General features: G+C 56.0%; 13 protein-coding genes. 7 read left to right on the forward strand and 6 right to left on the reverse strand.

Features of this window, described 5'->3' with window-relative positions:
* Window positions 1-104 precede the first annotated feature (104 nt).
* Window positions 105-512 (forward strand): reverse transcriptase domain-containing protein, encoded by a 408-nt coding sequence (locus tag Pla52nx_RS06795; RefSeq protein ID WP_261344273.1) that lies wholly within the window; start codon window positions 105-107, stop codon window positions 510-512.
* Window positions 513-1266: 754 nt separating this feature from the next.
* Here Pla52nx_RS06795 and Pla52nx_RS06800 read toward each other — a convergent pair.
* The 4 genes from Pla52nx_RS06800 to Pla52nx_RS06815 all read right to left on the reverse strand — a co-directional run bounded on the left by Pla52nx_RS06800 (window position 1267) and on the right by Pla52nx_RS06815 (window position 8928).
* Entirely contained in the window at window positions 1267-2043 is a 777-nt protein-coding gene (locus tag Pla52nx_RS06800; RefSeq protein WP_146522311.1) for a hypothetical protein, read from the reverse strand.
* Between the two features lie 1586 nt (window positions 2044-3629).
* The gene (locus Pla52nx_RS06805) at window positions 3630-4199 is read right to left on the reverse strand and encodes a hypothetical protein (protein ID WP_146522312.1); all 570 of its coding nucleotides are present in this window, start codon (window positions 4197-4199) and stop codon (window positions 3630-3632) included.
* 488 nt (window positions 4200-4687) lie between these two features.
* A complete protein-coding gene (locus tag Pla52nx_RS06810; RefSeq protein WP_146522313.1) occupies window positions 4688-6085 on the reverse strand; it encodes a DUF1501 domain-containing protein in 1398 nt (465 codons plus the stop codon).
* Window positions 6086-6144: 59 nt separating this feature from the next.
* Entirely contained in the window at window positions 6145-8928 is a 2784-nt protein-coding gene (locus tag Pla52nx_RS06815) for a PSD1 and planctomycete cytochrome C domain-containing protein (RefSeq protein ID WP_231742361.1), read from the reverse strand.
* Window positions 8929-9054: 126 nt separating this feature from the next.
* Here Pla52nx_RS06815 and Pla52nx_RS06820 point away from each other — a divergent pair, with 126 nt between their 5' ends.
* The 5 genes from Pla52nx_RS06820 to Pla52nx_RS06840 all read left to right on the forward strand — a co-directional run bounded on the left by Pla52nx_RS06820 (window position 9055) and on the right by Pla52nx_RS06840 (window position 15107).
* Window positions 9055-9324 carry a hypothetical protein gene (locus Pla52nx_RS06820; RefSeq protein WP_146522314.1) on the forward strand — a complete coding sequence of 90 codons (270 nt, stop codon included), beginning with the start codon at window positions 9055-9057 and terminating at the stop codon, window positions 9322-9324.
* Window positions 9325-9352: 28 nt separating this feature from the next.
* Window positions 9353-10009, forward strand: a complete 657-nt coding sequence (locus Pla52nx_RS06825) for a sigma-70 family RNA polymerase sigma factor (protein WP_146522315.1) — start codon at window positions 9353-9355, stop codon at window positions 10007-10009.
* Between the two features lie 5 nt (window positions 10010-10014).
* Window positions 10015-12792 carry a serine/threonine-protein kinase gene (locus Pla52nx_RS06830; protein WP_146522316.1) on the forward strand — a complete coding sequence of 926 codons (2778 nt, stop codon included), beginning with the start codon at window positions 10015-10017 and terminating at the stop codon, window positions 12790-12792.
* Between the two features lie 201 nt (window positions 12793-12993).
* The gene (locus tag Pla52nx_RS06835) at window positions 12994-14337 is read left to right on the forward strand and encodes a fatty acid desaturase (RefSeq protein WP_146522317.1); all 1344 of its coding nucleotides are present in this window, start codon (window positions 12994-12996) and stop codon (window positions 14335-14337) included.
* On the forward strand, window positions 14334-15107 hold the full coding sequence (locus Pla52nx_RS06840; RefSeq protein ID WP_146522318.1) for an SDR family NAD(P)-dependent oxidoreductase: 774 nt from the start codon (window positions 14334-14336) through the stop codon (window positions 15105-15107). Before Pla52nx_RS06835 ends, Pla52nx_RS06840 begins: the two co-directional genes overlap by 4 nt.
* A 23-nt stretch (window positions 15108-15130) precedes the next feature.
* Here Pla52nx_RS06840 and Pla52nx_RS06845 read toward each other — a convergent pair whose 3' ends face one another.
* Window positions 15131-16483, reverse strand: coding sequence for a condensation domain-containing protein (locus Pla52nx_RS06845; protein ID WP_146522319.1), 1353 nt, complete (start codon window positions 16481-16483; stop codon window positions 15131-15133).
* Window positions 16484-16774: 291 nt separating this feature from the next.
* Between Pla52nx_RS06845 and Pla52nx_RS06850 the strand changes: the two genes are divergently transcribed.
* The gene (locus tag Pla52nx_RS06850) at window positions 16775-17359 is read left to right on the forward strand and encodes a sterol desaturase family protein (protein WP_146522320.1); all 585 of its coding nucleotides are present in this window, start codon (window positions 16775-16777) and stop codon (window positions 17357-17359) included.
* A gap of 9 nt (window positions 17360-17368) precedes the next feature.
* Here Pla52nx_RS06850 and Pla52nx_RS06855 read toward each other — a convergent pair whose 3' ends face one another.
* On the reverse strand, window positions 17369-18397 hold the full coding sequence (locus tag Pla52nx_RS06855) for a bile acid:sodium symporter family protein (RefSeq protein ID WP_146522321.1): 1029 nt from the start codon (window positions 18395-18397) through the stop codon (window positions 17369-17371).
* Between the last annotated feature and the right edge of the window lie 3 nt (window positions 18398-18400).

Consider the following 18400-nt stretch of genomic DNA (forward strand, 5'->3'; position numbering starts at 1 on the left):
TCTCTTGGCTCCCCTCCGGCCTCGTGCCGGTGGAAGCAAGGACGATCACTGGCCATCTCAAGTCGCGTTCGTCACTTTGCCACTGGCACGAGGCCAGTGGGGAGATGGTTGCGATTGGCCTGCGGTGTCGTAGCCAGTCAGTCGGATTCACCACCGGCACGAGGCCGGTTGGAGTCTGGTCAAATCGAACGCATGGTAACAGCTATGCAGACGACTTTGTGATTTTCACAAAGACCGAAGCGGCGGCGCAGCGTGTGTACGGGAGCATGGAACGCTTCTTGACCGAGCGTCTGAAATTGTCCGTCAATCACGACAAGAGCAGCATCCGCGAGACGGATGAGCTTGAGTACGTGGGCTTCGAATTTCGTGGCTTTGGCGGCCAAATTCACGTGAGCAAGAAGGTCGTCGGGTACGCGCCTGCTACTGGAAACAGTGGCGGAAATCGAAAACCCGGCTGCGGAAACGGATGTCGTTGGGCGTGTCCTATCGTGTCGCTCGTGGCTTTGCGATGAGCGGCAAGGGTTCGCGTTGTTTGGCAGACAGAGCGTCTTTCCGCGACGTCAGGCGTCCAACTCGCTTTATCCAACGAGTACCTGGCCGCCGAGGGCTTGTTTATTCTTGAAGAGTGATGGCTATCGCTTGCATCCTTGAGGCGAAACGCACTGTATTCATCGATCCTGGGCGGACTCGCATGCTAGGTGTTGTGAGAGGAGTCCCGGGTAACCGGGCTCCTATCTCGATTGGCATGGTTACATGATTCTTGTTTGCCAGTGTCAAAGTGCGTTTCGCAGCAGCATCAGTCTAGTATCCACATTCTCGGTGATCCAGTCTCCGTCGTCAGCATGGATTGTACCAAATCGCTCAACGCCATCGCCGTTAGTGTCGATTAGCCAACCACCTGCGTAGAGCAGTCGGTGTGTCTCAGTCCCATCGGACATGAACCGTATTGTCGCCAAATCTCCGGGCATGTTTGCGACAAAGGGGGCCCATTGTGCATTCCGACAAAGTTGGATGAAGCGTCTAACGTCCGATCGATTCGTAATTGTCAGTTCTTCGATTTGAATCGCGTCGACGCGATCCAACTGCGTTAAGAACTTCGGTTGTGAAGCAGCATCAATCACGGGATCTGAGACGACGCTAGTGGAGGCGCATCCAGAGATCAATACAACGCAAGCAATTAGTCCAATGCGCGGGTGCGACATTCCTTCGTCCATGTAACAACCGCGATAACCGAGTCGCGCCGGTAGACTATCCATTTCAATAAGCTCAAGGCCGCGACTTCGGTTCATCGATTGGTTTGCCCCAATTCGCGTCCCATCTGCCGATCGTGAAGTCACCGACGTTGCCAGAGTCATCGGCCCACACCGTAAACTCCCGAGGGTCACGGTCTTCGTGATTTACCTCGACGAAATGGAGTGACCATGCGACGGATTTGTGTTTATCGTCACCAATCCCCGGAATGTTACCTGGAAACTCATGGGACACCGCTCGGTCAATCCGAAACTTGTACGCGTAACCCGCTGCTTGAAAAGTCTCGCGAACCCTATGCATGGCAACGCGCTTTAGCTCAGTGAGTTCGGAAGCCGTCAGGGCTGCGGGTGCGGGTGTCAGGCGTGCCATCGGTAGAGTGCAGAAGATCGTATTTTCGGGTCCAAAGTACGACGCGAAATGCGACTGAAGGAACAAGTGCGGTTGAACGAACTGCCCGTCGTGCGTAATTGCCGCCTTCCACTTAAACGGAATACCTGTAGAGCCACCTAGCTTCGGGAACAGTTCCCATGTGACCGTCCATGCGTACCCGTATGCACCATAATCTTCAAGCGTTGCCGAGCGAAACATTGGTCGATGTTGCGCACCGAGCAGTTGTGTCAACAATGAATTCAACTCTGGACTAGGAAATCCCGTTTGAATAGCGAACTCGGCGGAGCAAACCTTACTAAGGTTCACTTCGTCAGCATTCGCTATCGAGAGCCCGGTTAGAGGAGTAGCGAATGTAATGTCGCGAATTGCGGTCAAAGCCAGTATGTTGTCAAAATCGGTCAAGTCCTTGCGAACATCGAGATCACCTTGACCAGACGCCGAACCGACCAGCTTGAGAGTGAGTGCAAGAATTAGAAACGTACGAACCATTGATCTTCATGTAGGGCGAACGGTAGACATCACGGGGGACGGACGAAAGACTTTCCACTTCAAGAAACCGCGCAAGTCGTCCTCCCGTGCATGTCACGGTTCTGTTTTGACTAGTCTGGAAAATTCACCTGGGTGCTATCGTGCACATAAGTAGTAGCCCATGCAGTTCGACCTCGCCAGTCGCGTAGTTCTAACTGTATCTGCAAAGGATAACGTATTTCCCCAGAGTCCATGCTCTCGTTACAAGGAATGAATGCGCCAGGTGAAATGCGATTCCAATTATTCGATGATCGCCACTTAACTCGCCATAAACTACGTGTGTTTACTGTGATCCAGGTATAGTCATCGATACCGTTCGACGCACTGGTCTGCAAGTCGTGTCGCGCGAGCACGGCAACGTACGGACGATGGTCGACTGCACGATACCAAACGGGCAAGAACCCGTCGTTCCGGATATCAAATTGGGCGAGTCGTTCGCCGGAGTCGCGCATCAAGCGAAGTTGGTGGCATGAGATTTGGGGCGAAAACGGTGAGACGAACGAAAAGACAACTGCGGATACGGCTATCGCAACAAAGAGCGTCAAGAGCTTGAAGCGGGGAGGGTGCATGTACATTCATTTGTAAGCAGAACTTGTAATTAAGGGGAGTCAGGACTTGGCGGTTGGTTATTTGACGCCTTATGGGCGGTTGGCCCTCGCGTTATCCCGGTATTATTGGCAGTTGACTGATTTTGGCTTGGTTTTACAGCAATTTGCCAATAAGAACGCCACGCATTATAGGCAGTTGCCGCTTTAAATGCAACACTGGGTGGGGTTGACGCCCCTTATTAGGGGTTGCGTTTTGATAGGACGGACATTTTGTGCATTTGGATTTCCGATTTGAGGGGGCATGCAATGACACGTTCTGAGAGCAGGCGTGGGAGTGGGTACGGTGGGGGGCATGAGAGCGTTGTCGCTTCGGGAAAGCCGGATTGGCCGGCGATCTGGTATGCGAAGTTGCGACGGCATCACCAAATTGCTCAGCGCGAGCGGTGGGAGTTTGATGGCGAGCATGTTGTTGCCTATTTGATGAGGGGCAATGCCGAGGACATGGCCATCTCGAAACGCCTGAAAGTGGCAGAGGCGCTGCTGGAGTTTCGCCGGTGGAAACGATGGAAAGAGTGCCCGCTTTTGGATAAGGTGTGTGAGACGCCGCGCAATGCTAAACGTGCCCAACAAAAGGGAGGGCCTAGAATGCTGAAAGGCAATCTCGGGACGCCCGAATCGCACCTGGAGGGAGTCCCATCCTACGAATTTAGCAGTATCTGTCGCTGCATCCGCAGCTTGATGGGGTGATTGCCGGTTGGACGTGGGGCTGACGCCCCACGCTTTATGCTGTCGCTGCCTCCGCAGCTGGAAGCGGTCACAGCCAGGGGAAGTTTTTATGTTCCATGGGCAGCTTCCATCGACACGTTTGATCGACATAGCAAAGTGCTGTGTCCCCAAGATCGCCGTCTTTTCCTAAGGCGACCGTGTTCTCTTGCATCGCCTCTGGGTTGCAATGATCGCCATGCAGATCACGCACGCAGAACAGGCGGATGGTTCTGGCACTGCAGCAACGGTTATTGGCGCATTCATGGTCAAACCCGATGTTGCCGAACTCCAATCCCATGAAAATGTCCCGTTGGCAACAGCCTCTGACAAATTCATTGCCAGTAAGATTGGCGTGCCTAAAGACAGCGACTCGTTCGGCTCGAGAATCGCGCCACTTGAAACCGTGAATTCACTCAGTTGATTTGGAGTAGAGTTGAATTCTGAAAACCCAAGCGCGCCGACGCCGTATTCGTTTACCACACGAGCAGAGTCACTGGCTAATTGGTCTTCGATGCTGTTCCATGATGTAACGGAAAGACAGCCATCGGCGCATTTGATAGAGTAGGCATCGAAGTCAATGTCGAGCATACCACGATTTCTCAGCGTTGCAGAACCATCATTTCCAAGTTCCAAAACGAGTTCCGCTTGAGCCTGACTAACAGCAACTAGGGTTACCAACGCCGCAAAGATAAAATGATGGTGAGTTGATTTGATCATGGTGGATGCGATTGTTCAACCAACGATTCATCTAGTGTGCGAACATCGAGGACGGTGAAGTCGGCCGGGTTTCCAGGGCGGAGACTGGACTTCAAATAGATCGATGAAACGTTTGTATAGGTGTTTATGTGTTGCTTGAAGTGGACTCGAGCCCGATCCGCGTTGCCATGTCTGAATGATCGAGCAAACGAATCATACTTTGGCACAACGGCGTAGGAAAGCTTTGAATCCGAGCCATTTCGATCTGACAATTTTTTGGACACTACTCGCTGATCGCCACCACTGGTTCCCAGGCTCCTGCCTGCCGATCTGCTGACAATTTCCAGGCTACGCTGTTTTTCGCGAGGCAGAGCCTCGAGGGCAGTGCGTTCCCAGGCGTGAGCCGGGAATGAGCGTTCTGCGGGGTGGCGATCAGCGAGAAGTGTCTTTTCTTGTTCGAGACTGGTAGGGGCCGGCGAGTAGATCCGCCTGGAAAGACTGACGTCCGTCTATGCAATGATGTCGTGGGCGACGTCGCCGTAGACGTCGGTCAGACGGAAGTCGCGACCGGCGTAACGGTACGTCAGTTGTTCGTGATCCAAGCCCAACAGGTGCAGGATCGTGGCGTGCCAGTCGTGTACGTGGCACTTGTTCTCGACCGCTTCGAAACCATGTTCATCGGTGGCACCGTAGCTCATCCCGCCTTTGACTCCGCCGCCGGCCATCCAAATCGTGTAGCCTTTGTTGTTGTGGTTGCGGCCGTCGCCGTTTTGGCCCGACGGTGTTCGACCGAACTCACCGCCCCAAATCACCAACGTGTCCTTCAGCAAATCTCGTTGTTTGAGGTCTGCCAGCAGGCCTGCGATCGGTTTGTCACAGGCTTCCGCGCGTGCTTGGTGGTCTGCAGAGAGACGCACGTGTTGATCCCAGTTTCCGTGGGTGACTTCGATGAAACGCACGCCGGCTTCTGCAAATCGTCGAGCCAACAAACATTGTTTGCCGAACGTTGCGGTGGGGCCGCCATCGGCACCGTACATCGCCAGTGTTTGCGAGGACTCGTCGGACGTGTCCATCAATTCCGGCATCGCGCTCTGCATGCGGAATGCCAATTCATAAGATTCGATCACGCCCTCGACGCCCGGATGATCGGGTTGTCGCTTTGCTTTGTCGCGATTGAGTGCTTGGATGAAATCCAACTGGGTGCGTTGTTGGCGATCGGATAGATTTGGGTTCTTGATATCGGGGACCGTTTCTTGACTCGCCATGCCTTGCGCGAATCGGCTGCCGCGACCGACTTTGGTGCCCCCGTAGATTGCGGGCAAGAACGCGCTGCCGTAGTTACGAGAACTGCCCGAGGGTGGGCTGAGCGAGACGAAGCCGGGCAGACTATCGTTCTCGGTTCCCAAACCGTAAAGCGTCCAGGCACCCAAGGAGGGACGCACGAACTGGGCCGTCCCGGTGTGCATCTGCGTCATCGCGCCGGGGTGGACCGGTTGATCACAATGCATCGAACGCAGCAAGCACATGTCGTCGGCGTGCTCGGCGACGTTGGAGAACAAATCCGAAATCCACAAACCGCTGTCGCCATGCTGGCGAAACTGCCAAGGTGATTTCAACAGAGAGCCGCCGTACAAACCACGTTTGCCGTGGTCCAACGCTAGTCGTGGTTTGTAGTCAAAGGTGTCCACATGCGACGGTCCGCCCTGCATGCACAGAAAGATCACGCGTTTGGCGCGAGCGGGAAAGTGCGGCTGTTTTGCCGCCAATGGATTCTGACTTTCTCCCACGGCCACACCTGCATCGGTGGCGAGACCGCGTCGAGCGTTGGCAGCCGTCAGCCCGGCGAACGCCACATAGCCGAATCCGGCCGAAGTGGATTTCAGCAAGTCGCGTCGTGAAATATTCATGAGATGGACTCTCGAAAAGGTGGCGTATTGAAAAAGCAGGTGAAGCGAAAAGACTGTCTCTAATCCAAGTATCGGAACTCGGCGGCGGCGAACAGCGACTGGCAAAACGCGGCCATCACGGACAAATCAGAATCGCCGCGACCGGTTGGATTGCTGGAACGTTGCTCGGCTGATTTGCTGAAGCTGCGCAGGAAATCCGCAGACGCTTGTTTCTCGCCGGCGGTCGGCGGTCGACCGTACGCCAGCAGGAAGGCTTGCGTGATCTGGTCTCCGACGCGACTGGCGTTTTGAGTCAATCGCTCCGCAAACGATTCGCTGGCTCTCAGCACCAGCGGATTGTTCATCATGTATAGGGCTTGATTGGGAGTGTTGGACGATTCACGATCTCCGATCACCATGCTGGCGTCCGCGAAATCGAACACGTCGAGCGAGCGGGGGACCAGGTCACGAACGATCGGCAAGTAAACGCTTCGGTAATTCGCGTCGACTTTATCGAGCGAGACTTTCTTGGCGACTTGTTCGGCGACTGCCTGCATCGTTTCTCGCTGCATCTGTCGACCCATTTCGCCGTCCACTATGGCTTGTGCTGCTTGACTGGGCCTTCCAGATGGACCGGGCCTGCCTCGAAATGTTCCGCCTCGCTGAGCGAAGCGTTGTCGCATGGCTTCACCAATTCTCTCGCGATACTCCTCGCGTTTCTGCTCGATGACTTCCTGTGTCACGGTTCGAACCATTTCACGCGGATCGGCGAGTGTTTCACCACGCACACGCATGTAACCGGCTTGGGCGACGTCGGAGCCACGCGGCCGTTGGGTGTCCAGCTCGCCACAGATGCTCAGCATCGCATCTCGTAGCGACTCAGCATCCAGACGTTTTGCGTTGGCGTGCCACAGCAAGGCGTTGTCGGGGTCGTATTGATGGCTGCGTTGGTCGAAGGTCGTGTCCATTCGATAGACGCGTGACGTGACGATTCGGCGAATCAGAGATTTGACAGACCAACCCGAGTTGACGAACTCGATCGCCAAGTGATCCAGCAATTCGGGATGCGACGGTGCGGTTCCGGTGGCACCGAAGTTTTCCGTGGAGGTCACGAGTCCTTGGCCGAGCAAGTGTTTCCAGATGCGATTGACCATCACGCGGGCGGTCAGTGGGTTGTCTGGACTGGCGATCCAGCGGGCCAGTTCCAAGCGACCGCTTTCGTCGGCGTCGATCGAAAGTGGTTGATCGGAAAGTGCATCGGGAATACCACGAGGAACGACTTGCGCGGGTTGATCGATTTCGCCGCGAACCAAAACGCGGGCGTCGCGGGGGCTTGGCGAGTCTTGAACGCCCATGCAGTAGCTGAGCGGGTTGCCGTTTTCGTCAACGACGCCCAACTTTGCGGAGACTTCTGCCATTTGGTTGCCGATGCGGATGCGTTGATTGATCCCGTTCTGGGCCGAGCCGGAGTCGCGACGCAGATTGGCGAGCTGGCTTTGCAAGTCTCGCATCTGATCGTGCAAGTCCTCCAGTTCCGAGGCGGTGTAGGACTTGTCGAACGGATTGGGGTCTTGGACGGGCAACAGGATCAAGCTGCTGATGCGACGTGACTGCGGCGTCACGGGAGTACCGTACTTGGACGGCGGGTTACCGAAATAAGTTTTGGTGCTGGCAAAGATCCCGGCCATCGCGTAGTAGTCCGTTTGGCGGATCGGGTCAAACTTGTGATCATGGCAACGTGCACAAGCGACCGAGGTGCCCAAAAAGACACGTGTCGTGGTATCGATTTGTTCGTCGATCAAATCGGCGTTGAACTGCACACCGCTTTGTTCGTTCACGTTCTTGGTACCCATTGCCAGGAAGGTCGTCGCGATCAAGTTTTCCGTCCACTGCTGATCGTCTTGGACGGGCAACAGGTCGCCGGCGATTTGTTCTTGGATGAAGCGGTCGAATGGCTTGTCATCGTTGAACGAGTCGATGACGTAGTCTCGGTACCGCCAGGCGTGCGGATACGTCGTGTTGACTTCGCGTCCGGTCGATTCCCCGTAGCGGGCAACGTCCAGCCAGTGGCGTCCCCAGCGTTCGCCGAACTGTTCCTTTTCCAACAAGCGGTCCAATGTTGTCGCGATGGCTTGATCGGGATCCGACTGCCATGCTTTTTCGAACCACGTGATCTGTTGCGGCGTGGGAGGCAATCCGACGATGTCAAAGCAGAGTCGTCGCAAGATTTTGTAGGACGGTGCGTCGGGGGCTGGTTGCAAATCGACCGACTCCAGTTTTCCCAGGACGTGTCGATCGATATCGGTTCGCGACCACGAGGCATCATTGACGACCGGAGTGGTGGTCTTGGCAGTCGGTTTGTATGCCCAAAAGGATTCCTTGGCTTCTTGGATGTCTTCGCTGGTGATCTGTGATTTGATCTCCGCGATTTTGGTCACGCGGGGATCGGGCGCGCCCATCTCGATCCATTCTCGAAAGTCGGCGATCTCACGATCACTCAACTTGCGTTTGGGCGGCATCACAAAATCCGTGTGCGTGATCGCGTTGTAGATCAGGCTTTCCTCCAGGTTGCCGGGAACGATTCCAGGACCGCTGTCGCCACCCAGATGAGTCAGCGATCGGGTATCCAGCCGCAGTCCGCCTCGGGCTTGGCCGGACTGGTTGGAGTGGCAACCGTAACACTCGCGGATCATCACCGGTCGAATGTTGGTCTCAAAGAATTTCAACTGCTCTGGCGTGATCACTTGTTCGACCGATTCGCCCATTTCGTCGGTTATCGCGTCCTGAGCGGTCGATGTGGGAGCAAGACATAGCAATAAGACGAGGATTGCGGCGTAGGCGACGGTACCTCTTTGAGACTTCAACGCCGATCCGTTTCTCGTCGCGATTGGTAATGGGATTCGCCAGAATTCCTGTTGAGAGGGATTTTCGCGAGAGGGATTTCTGGCGAAATCCATTACGTGGCGGGGATTTCTGGCGAAATCCAATGCGTGAGTGAGCTTTCTGGCGAAAGCCATAACGTGAGTGGCGGCTGCCCGTTTTCGGCTGAGCAAGCGGTCAAGAACCGTGAATCGGTGGTTACTCATGGCGGTGACTTTTCTCTAATGAGCGGCGATAACGGACATTCCGGCGGTGTCTACAATCAGTACGGTACAGGACAGCGTGTCGCGACAGACAATTTGGAACAATCTCACAAGAATGAAAAACCGCCCTCGGAAGCGGGTTTCGGCGAAACGAAGCTGAAAATGGCGGGGTTGTAACGTAGGAACGGACGCGACTTTTCTAATCATGGCAACCGCAGATCGATTCATGAACGCCACCGACCGACCCACCGATGAGCTGATCGACCGAATGCGGTCGGGGGACACCGATGCGCTGGCGGAGGTTTTTTCACAGTGCCAAGACCGCTTGCGACGGATCATTCGATTCCGATTGGATTATCGGATCGCTGGGCGGATCTCCGACTCGGACGTGCTGCAGGAGTCCTATTTGGCAGCGGCAAAGCGTTTGCAGCACTTCGCCGCAGACAGCGAGATGGATCCCTTTCTCTGGTTGCGATTGATCACCAGTCAGAAACTTGTCGATCTGCATCGTCAACACGTCGCGGCGGAGCGACGCGATGTTCGTCGTGAGATCTCGATCGCCGATCAGCCGATGTCCGCGGCGACTTCGGTTGCGATCGCCGCGCATCTGATCGGGGGCGATCCGACCGCCAGCAAGTTGCTGGAGCAAGCCGAGCGGATCAATCGATTAGAGCAAACGCTGAACGAAATGGACGCGACGGATCGAGAAGTCATCGCGTTGCGACATTTCGAAGAGCTCTCCAACGTGGAGACGGCCGCCGTGCTCGGGATCGAACCGCCCGCGGCGAGCAAGCGATACGTTCGGGCCATGCGTCGCCTAAGCGAACTGATGGCAAGTTTGCAACCCAGTCAGTCGGAGTGAAGCCAGTGGACTCGACTTGGGATCAGATTGCCGAAGCCTATGCAGCTCAGTGTCGTCAAGGATTGTCGCCCGACCCCGAGTCTTTTTTAGCCGGGCAGACCGATCCCGACGGTGAGCTTCGCAGCCTGCTGGAATCGATCGCCATGATCGAAGGGCTCAAGAAGGCCGGTCCTGACTTACCCGGCAAACGCAATCGGCTCTCGCTCAGCAAACTTACTCGGCTGGACGAGTATCGAATCGTCGACGAATTGGGACGCGGCGGAATGGGCGTGGTCTTTCAAGCCGTCCATGAATCGCTCGGTCGCCGTGTGGCCATCAAGGTACTCTCGACGCGGGACTTGGATGACGAACGTTTGTTGAAACGGTTTCAGCAGGAAGCCAAGGCAGCGGCGCGACTGACACATTCCAACATCGTGCCCGTCTATGGTGTTGGTCATTGTGACGGATATCACTACTACGTCATGGACTTGGTCGATGGAAAAACGATGCGGCAATGGCTGGATGCAAAGCATGGTCAGGTAGGGTCCACTTTGCCCACTCTGGACGAAACGCTGGAAACGGCAACCGACGATTTTTGTTTGTCCGACACACTCGGGTCACTCGATGGATCAACGCGTATTCAAACTCAAGTGGATCGGCCAGAAATCAAGCCGGGCACTGAAATCAAGCCGGGCACTGGTGCTTACTTTCGCTGGGTCGCCGCACGAGTCGCCGAAGTTTGTGATGCGTTGCATTACGCACATCGGCAGGGCACGTTGCATCGTGACATCAAACCCGCCAACTTGCTCGTGGATCGCAGCGGCGTGATTCGCATCACAGATTTTGGGTTGGCAAAACTGTCTGAATCCGATGGCTACACCAAGACCGGCGACATTGTCGGCACGCCGCAGTACATGCCGCCCGAATCGTTTGAGGGTCGTTACGACGAGTTGAGCGAAGTCTACGCGGTGGGACTGACGTTGCACGAGATGTTGACGGGCAAGCCGGCGATTGCAGCGTCCAGCCAAGCCGAAGCGATTCGGTCGGCCATCGACGGCGTGACGATTTCACCAGAAAAGATTGAGCCAGCGGTCCCTCGCGATTTGTGCACCATCGCCATGAAAGCGTTGGCGATCGAACCGACGTTGCGGTATCGCAATGCCGCAGCGATGCGAGACGACTTGCGAAATTTTTTGGCGGATCGACCCATCGCTGCCCGGCGAGCAAGCTGGAGTGGCCGGCTGATCCGTTGGAGCAGGCGAGAACCGCTGGCCGCGGCGCTGACTGCGGCGGTGTTTGCATCGTTGTTCGCGCTGGCGGTCGTCAGTTCGCTCGGCTACCTACGCGCCCAGTCCTTGCTGACCGAAACCAGAGAGTCGAACGAAAAGGCCAACGCGGCGCTCGCGGCGCGCGGCGAAGCCCTGACGCTTGCGCAGCAGCAGAGTCGGCGGGCCACCAAGAATCTCAACGTCGCGATTTCTGCGTTTGATGAGATCATGAACAACGTGATCCAACGCGGATTTGATTTGGAGACGGAGTCGTTCGGCGACATCGGCGAGTCGACTTCCCCGGACGTGTCGGCCGCCGACGCGCAAATGCTGCAATCGCTGCTGGGATTCTTTGACGAACTGGCGGAGAACAATGACGAGGATTTCCAGAGTCAATCCGCGGCTGCTTTGCGTCGAGTCGGTGACATCTTTCAACGACTGGGACAACTGAAGCAAGCCGACGAGGCGTACGCCAGGGCTCTGGTCAGAGTGGATGCCGTATCCCAAAATCGCGAACCCGTTGATCCGGTTGCTGATGCGACTTGGCGTGCCGAGGTGCTCAACGAGCAAGCCAATATCGCGGGGCTTCGCGCACAGGTGCCGCGTGCGATCGAACTGTATGGCCAGACGGTGGACTTGTTGGTTCACGACGGCGAGCTGTTGGACTCGGACGAGGCGCGGTTTCAGTACGCGAGAGCCAATTCGCTATTCGCATCCATCGTCACGCGAGCGGGTATCGAGCTGCCCCCCAACGCCTCCTTTGCCAATCTGATGCGCCGTAATGCGTTTCGTGAGTTTGCACCGCAAGCCAAACAGACGTTTCAGCAGCAACGTGCCATCATGGAATCGATCGACGTCCTGCAGGAATTGAGCAAGCGAAATCCGGACGATGCCCGCTATCGAGTGTCCTTGGCTCGTGCGTATCGCGATCAAGCCAAGATTGCCTCTTTGCGTCGCCAATCGAATATGGCCCGAGATTCGATCAACGAATCGATCAATCTATTGCGAGCATTGCAGCAACAGTATCCCGAATCGGAGTCCATTCGCTACGAGTACGCCAAGACGCTGTGCAGCTCCGAGGCCCTGGCAGTGACACCGATGTTGCGTCTGGGGCAGGCGATGCGGTTGAGTGAGATGCTGCTACGGTCCAACCCGGACATGGCCAGATACCAGGAACTGAAAGCAGCGGCACTGCGTCAAATGTCGGAAGTACAAATGGGCCGTGGGAACACGACGGCTGCGATCGCCCACTGTCAGGAGGAACGGGGGATTCGGCGTGATTTGATCGAAAAATACCCCGATCGTGTCGCTTATCAGACCAGCCAGTGCCAGACGCTGGAGCGGCTTTCGGAGCTGCAGGCCAAATCGGCAGACCCGTCGATGGCCGCTCAATCGCTGCAGGAAGCCATCCTTTTGGCCGAAAACGTCGTGGAAACCGACAGTGTATCACACCATGCCCAGCGGCTCTTAGGCCGATTGAAAGACAAACAGCGTCGACTGAGAACAGAGCAAGTGAACAATCCTGGCGATCCGTAAAGATGACCCCAGACGCACAGATGCACACTTTTTGCCGCAAAAATACAGCCAGACGCGATCGTTCGCCGCACCAGTTGGGCTTGCTTACCAACCCGGTCGAGCTAGAATCGGAGCCCGCCGAAGTCGAGCGAATTGCATTTGCCAATGCACGCGGCTTCGTCCCTGTGCGAACTGCACGCTCTGGTAGGTGAGTGTTGATCCATGACTTCGTCCAATCACTCTGCAGTGCCTCCGGGTGGATTCAAGCTACGTTTTCACCCGCGAATTTTTGGCAGTGCGGCTCCTGTTTTTCCTGGATTCGAGATCGATATCTCGGACCGTGTTGATGATGCCGATCGCCCGGATGCCGTCTGGCACCGCGATCGTGCGAAACAGATGATCAAGGCGCATCCGGAGATCAAGGGGCTGATCGGAAATAATCCATACACGTTCATTTGGTGCATCCTGTTCACCGGAGCCCAGATCGGCGTGGCTGCGGCTGCCGGCATGGTCAGTTGGTGGTTGGTCCCCGTGCTTGCTTACTTCATCGGTGCCTGGATCAACATCTGCCTGTTCATGTTGGCACACGAGTGCAACCACAATCTGGTCTTCAAGAAAACCGCGCCCAACCGCTGGCTGTACACCCTGACAACGATGCCGATGTTTCTATCGGGGCATCACACGTGGTGGGTCGAGCATCACGTGCACCACAATGATTTGGGCGCCAAGAAGGACTTTGTGAAACGCCGTCGCAGCTTCATGTTGCTGACACGTCAACAAGTGTTGTGGAAAACCGAAGGGCCGCTGTACAAGGCATTCTCTTGGCTGGCAACGCCGTTGTTCTCACCGTACTCACTGTTGATGCTGGTCACACAAGTGATGCGGTCTGTCCTCGGGCTGATCGTGTACGTCTTTGAATCACTCTTGCGAGGGCGTCTGCGTCCGGGAACCTTGTCGCTCAAGATTTTGGCAGATGAGCATTTGGTGAGCGGATACGTCCGCAACTCCATGACGGGCTGGGCCGTGATCTATCCGCTCTTTAGCCTGGGGCTCACCGTCGCGTTGTTCTTTGTCGGTGGCTGGAAAGCCCTGGTGTTCCTGCTGCTCTCACAGTTGTTCATGACCGGATTCCTGAACCCCGTGATGTTCGGGATGATCCTCAGCAACTCGCACTTCCATGGTCACAGCCGCTATCAACCGTCCTCGTCCTATTACGGATGGATGAATTGGTTCACGTTTAACTTTGGACTCCACACCGAGCACCACGACATCTCGGGTATCCCCTGGAATCGATTGCCCAAGATGCGTCAGTACGCGCCCGAGTTTTACGACAACATCGTGCAAACCGAATCCTACGCACGTCTGGCGTTGCAGTTCGCATTCGGTAGTCGCGACAAAGGCGACACGGATTTTGACAATGAGGTCTATCGAAACGCCGAAATGTTCCGAAAGATGGAAGAGGAGCAAGCAGCAGCGGCGGCAGGCAAGACATCGGAATCCGACTCTGAGAAAGCGGAACCGGCAGACGAAATCGTCGATGACGCGCGGCAGTTCTCGCGTCCATGAGCCTTGCCGATAAAGTTGTCTTGATTACCGGTGCCACCGGAGGCATCGGTTCCGCGCTGGCAACCACTCTGGCTGCCAAAGGCTGCAAGATCGGCTTGCTCGCTCGCAACGAAACGCGGTTGCGGGAAATCGCTGACTCTCTGCAGTCATCGAGTACCAAAGTCGCCTGCGCGGGTACCGAAGTCGCCTACGCGTGTGCCGATGTCGGGGAACGAGCCGAGGTCGCCCATGCCGTCGATCAAATCACACAGCAGCTCGGGCCGATCGACCTGCTGATCGCAAACGCGGGGGTCGGGGACCCGGACCAGATCGAGCCCTTTGACGGCGAATTGTTCGAGCGTCTGATGCGTGTCAATTGGCTGGGCATGGTCAACGCCATCCAAGCCGTTTTGCCTGCGATGCTGGAACGTCGCAGTGGTCACATCACTACGGTATCGAGCTTGCGAGGCTACCGTGGCCTCCCCGGCTTTGCCGGCTATGGCTCCACCAAAGCCGCCGTCAATCATTTCATGGACGCCCTGCGAGTTGACTTGCGTGGCCGCGGCGTGGCCGTCACGACCGTCTGCCCCGGATATGTTCGCACCGCAATGACGGATTCCAAAGACTTTCCCATGCCGTTCATCATGGAACCGGAGCAAGCGGCCAAGAAAATCGTCTACGCGATTGAACGCAAAAAGAAAGTGTTCAATTTCCCTTGGCAATTGGCGTTGATGAGCCGTGTCGTTCGATCGCTACCCGACTGGGCCGTCGACCGAGTCGCACCGCGCTGAAACTGAGAGCCCTGCCAGGCGGTTTATCTGACAGCAGCCCTCAGTCTGCCGGCGATGTCGTCGGCCAATCGAACGCCGCGGAATTCGTTGATCGTTGGCTCGGGACACATGAAATTCAACAGCATGCGATCCGCATAAGTTGCTGCGGTGCAAGCGAAGTCGCCGATCGCGCCCGGTGAAACCGCAAATGTCAATGCGCGGAGCTGAAGCGGTCCATCGCCGATCGAGAGGTCCAAACGGCCGACATTCGTCAGTCCGCTGGTGCTGCGTGTGTGTCGCTGCCAACGCTCGGCCAGTGTTTCCAGCGGCAGTTTGTCGCCGCCGATGGTTTGATACAGCCGAGGCAGCATGCTCGCCATCACCGCCGGCTGACCGCGATCGATACTCGATTTGAGCTGACCACGGATGCGGCGTGCAAGATCCCAAAACGGCTCGCCAGGATCAACACGCCCGCGAAACAAGACCATGGATGCAAACATTCCGACGTCCTCGCCCACGGCTGGCACCAAGCTATCTCGCACGTTGACCGGACAGCGGTGCTTGATGCTCAATGATTTTCCCGCGTCGTGAACGACGCCCAAGACAATCGCGGCCGACAACGCACCGTGGACCGTCGTTTGTTCCTGGCGAGATCGCTTGGCCAGTGAGGCGACGAAGCTTTCGTCAAATTCTTGCGAGATCACCTTGGTATGCCGCTGATTCAACGCTGCCTGTTGATCCATCGGGATCGGTGATACCGCGCCGTATCGCAAGTTTTCGAAAACCACACCGGCGACCAATTTTGCTCGCCGCAACGATCCCGCACCTCCGAGAACCGCAGCAGGCAAACGTTCATCCATCGCAGTGGTATCTGCCAATCGTTGTTTGACTGGCCCGAAACCGTCCGACTGAGGCGTCTGAATGTGCTGTAAGAGATCGCGGAGCAAGTACATGCCGGACATGCCATCGCCGACAACATGGTCAAACGTGATCAGTAGATGGCTTTCGTCGTTTCCGTGATCGGCCAAAACGCAGCGAAACAGCGGGCCGATGTCCAGCGGAAAGGGTGTGTTGATTTCTTCTTCGACAACCGCTGTCCACTGTTCGGAGTCACATTGCACCACGCGCAACGGAATCTCGGGGACATTGTCCGTCCGAAAAGCCGGGCCATCGTTTGTCGTTTCGATACGTACTCGCAACAACGGATGTCGATCACGGACGAGATCAAGTGCGTTCCGGAGCAGCGTTTCAGAAATCGTACCTTGAACGTGCGCGATGGCGCTGACGCAAATCTGTGCGTAAGAAGTCAGACGCCAAAAAACGTTTTCAAATGGGCTGAGCGGTCGCCCGCTGAACACTGCATCGTGCATGGTTTCTTCTGAATCACGCTGCGTCATGTTGAACCTTCAATGCTCGCATTGCGGCTGATGATCGTGTCAAAGGGTCATCGATTTGATAGCGATTTTCAATGTTGAAAGCTAGGCAACAGGCAATGTCGTTGCCGTCTACCCAAACTGCCATGCTAATTTACATAGTTTGACAATCGGGCGGTTGTGAGGAGCACTGCCCCGGCTATATTCCGGCGGTTTCAATGAAGAAAGGCGGTTGTCGTTTGTTGAAAAAGGTGCAGGAACCTTTTCAGACCGCAGCGCTGCCTCATTCATCTTTGTCTGATCGGAGTACGCTAAGTGAGTGAGTTTGCAACTGAAATCGTCATTGGAATTCTGTGGCGAATCCCTGTGATCCTGCTGGCCTTTTCGATCGGGGAATGGTTGGTTCACAAGTATCTGTTGCACAAACCACTGTCCATCGCACCATTCATTGAGCGACAGCATGGCCAGGAGCACCATGGGCAGGGGCAGAACGAGATCATTCCGCACATCGACCTCACCTTGGTCGACTACTTTTGGACGCTGCCCTTCTTTGCGCTTGCCGGGTTTCGCATTTCCATGGGGCACGCTGGTGGTTGGGCGGGAGTGATCGCGCTGTCATCCGTAGTTTTTGCGCATCGCTATTTTTGGAATAAGATTCACCGTGGAATCCACCGCGATGACTCGGGCAATCGGCTTGAGAACAATTGGATGACTCGTCGATCTTGGTTTCCCATGTTTGAGAACCATCACTTGGATCACCATCGCCGCCCGGATCGCAATTTCGGCGTGGTGTTTCTGTGGATCGACTATGCGTTTCGCACAAAGTGGACCAGTGCGGCAACTCGTGCGACCATGAAAGTGGCGGAGGAAACTCACGCCGCCAAGACGACGTCCACGTGAGCCGCGATTTCAAGTGAGATGGGACTCACGCGGCTGATCCGCGGAGTCGCTGACAGCGTTCTCGTCCGAATGGTCGTTGGCACCGCCGCCCCGCGTTTCTTGTTTCTGCGTGTCCGATTCCTGGGGTTCTGGTTTCGGATACAGGAATCCGATCCCGAGGCGTTTAGCGGTCGATTCTTCGATGCCGATGGCCAGTGAGACGCCCATATAAAACAGGATCACATACAGGACACCATCCGCGATCGGATCCGCCAGTCCATCGACTGCTGGAAAGATCGCGGCCTTGAGCAACAGCGCCAGTCCGGCATTGCGAAACACGGATTCGATCGAGATCGCAAATCGGTCATTCGGGGGCAAGCGAAACGCAAACGACATCAGGATCCCGCTCCAAAGTGAGCCGGCACCGAACAGTGTCAGGGCGAGTGGGGTCTGCCAGCCATAAACAAAGATCTCGAGACGTCCGCCGAAGAATGCGCTGAGGATGTAGCATCCGAGCAGGAAACTGCTCAGATGAACAAAGATGCGACTAAAGCGAGGCGCATGGTGAGGCCAAACTCGCCGAATGGTCAGGCCGGCAAAGAGGGGCATCAGCACATACAGGAGGATGTCCAAAAAGATCCGCCCCATCGGCATCGCAAAGTCGGCCGGCAGTTGCGATGCACCATACAGTCGCAACAGCAAGGAAGTGCTCAGCAGGCACAAGAGCGTGGAAACCGATGTGGCCGTGATCGATAAAGCCACGTTTCCACCACCGAGGTGCGTCAGCAAGTTCGAAAACAAGCCTCCGGGCATCGCGGCAACCAACAGCAAGCCGAACGCTACTCCCGCGGGCAACTGAAACAGACGCGACAAGCCGATCGCCAGCAGCGGTGAAATGACAACCTGTGCGACCGTGACCGCGATGATCCCCTGAGGCATTCGACAAACGGCGGCAAACTCACGGAGCGTCAATGTGGCTCCCATCCCGATGGTCGATGTGACCAGAATCGCGATCGACAAATAGGATTCGACGGCGATGAAGTCCACGTCAAAATCCACTGC

Origin of the sequence: Stieleria varia (genome assembly GCF_038443385.1) — a bacterium.
Taxonomy (GTDB): Bacteria; Planctomycetota; Planctomycetia; order Pirellulales; family Pirellulaceae; genus Stieleria; species Stieleria varia.

What these genes read in the sequence shown, in the direction of transcription:
- Pla52nx_RS06835 (WP_146522317.1), top strand. Translation starts at nt 12,994, where the DNA reads ATGACTTCGTCCAATCACTCTGCAGTGCCTCCGGGTGGATTCAAGCTA.
- Pla52nx_RS06825 (WP_146522315.1), top strand. Translation starts at nt 9,353, where the DNA reads ATGGCAACCGCAGATCGATTCATGAACGCCACCGACCGACCCACCGAT.
- Pla52nx_RS06805 (WP_146522312.1), bottom strand. Translation starts at nt 4,199, where the DNA reads ATGATCAAATCAACTCACCATCATTTTATCTTTGCGGCGTTGGTAACC.
- Pla52nx_RS06810 (WP_146522313.1), bottom strand. Translation starts at nt 6,085, where the DNA reads ATGAATATTTCACGACGCGACTTGCTGAAATCCACTTCGGCCGGATTC.
- Pla52nx_RS06845 (WP_146522319.1), bottom strand. Translation starts at nt 16,483, where the DNA reads ATGACGCAGCGTGATTCAGAAGAAACCATGCACGATGCAGTGTTCAGC.
- Pla52nx_RS06840 (WP_146522318.1), top strand. Translation starts at nt 14,334, where the DNA reads ATGAGCCTTGCCGATAAAGTTGTCTTGATTACCGGTGCCACCGGAGGC.
- Pla52nx_RS06795 (WP_261344273.1), top strand. Translation starts at nt 105, where the DNA reads ATGGTTGCGATTGGCCTGCGGTGTCGTAGCCAGTCAGTCGGATTCACC.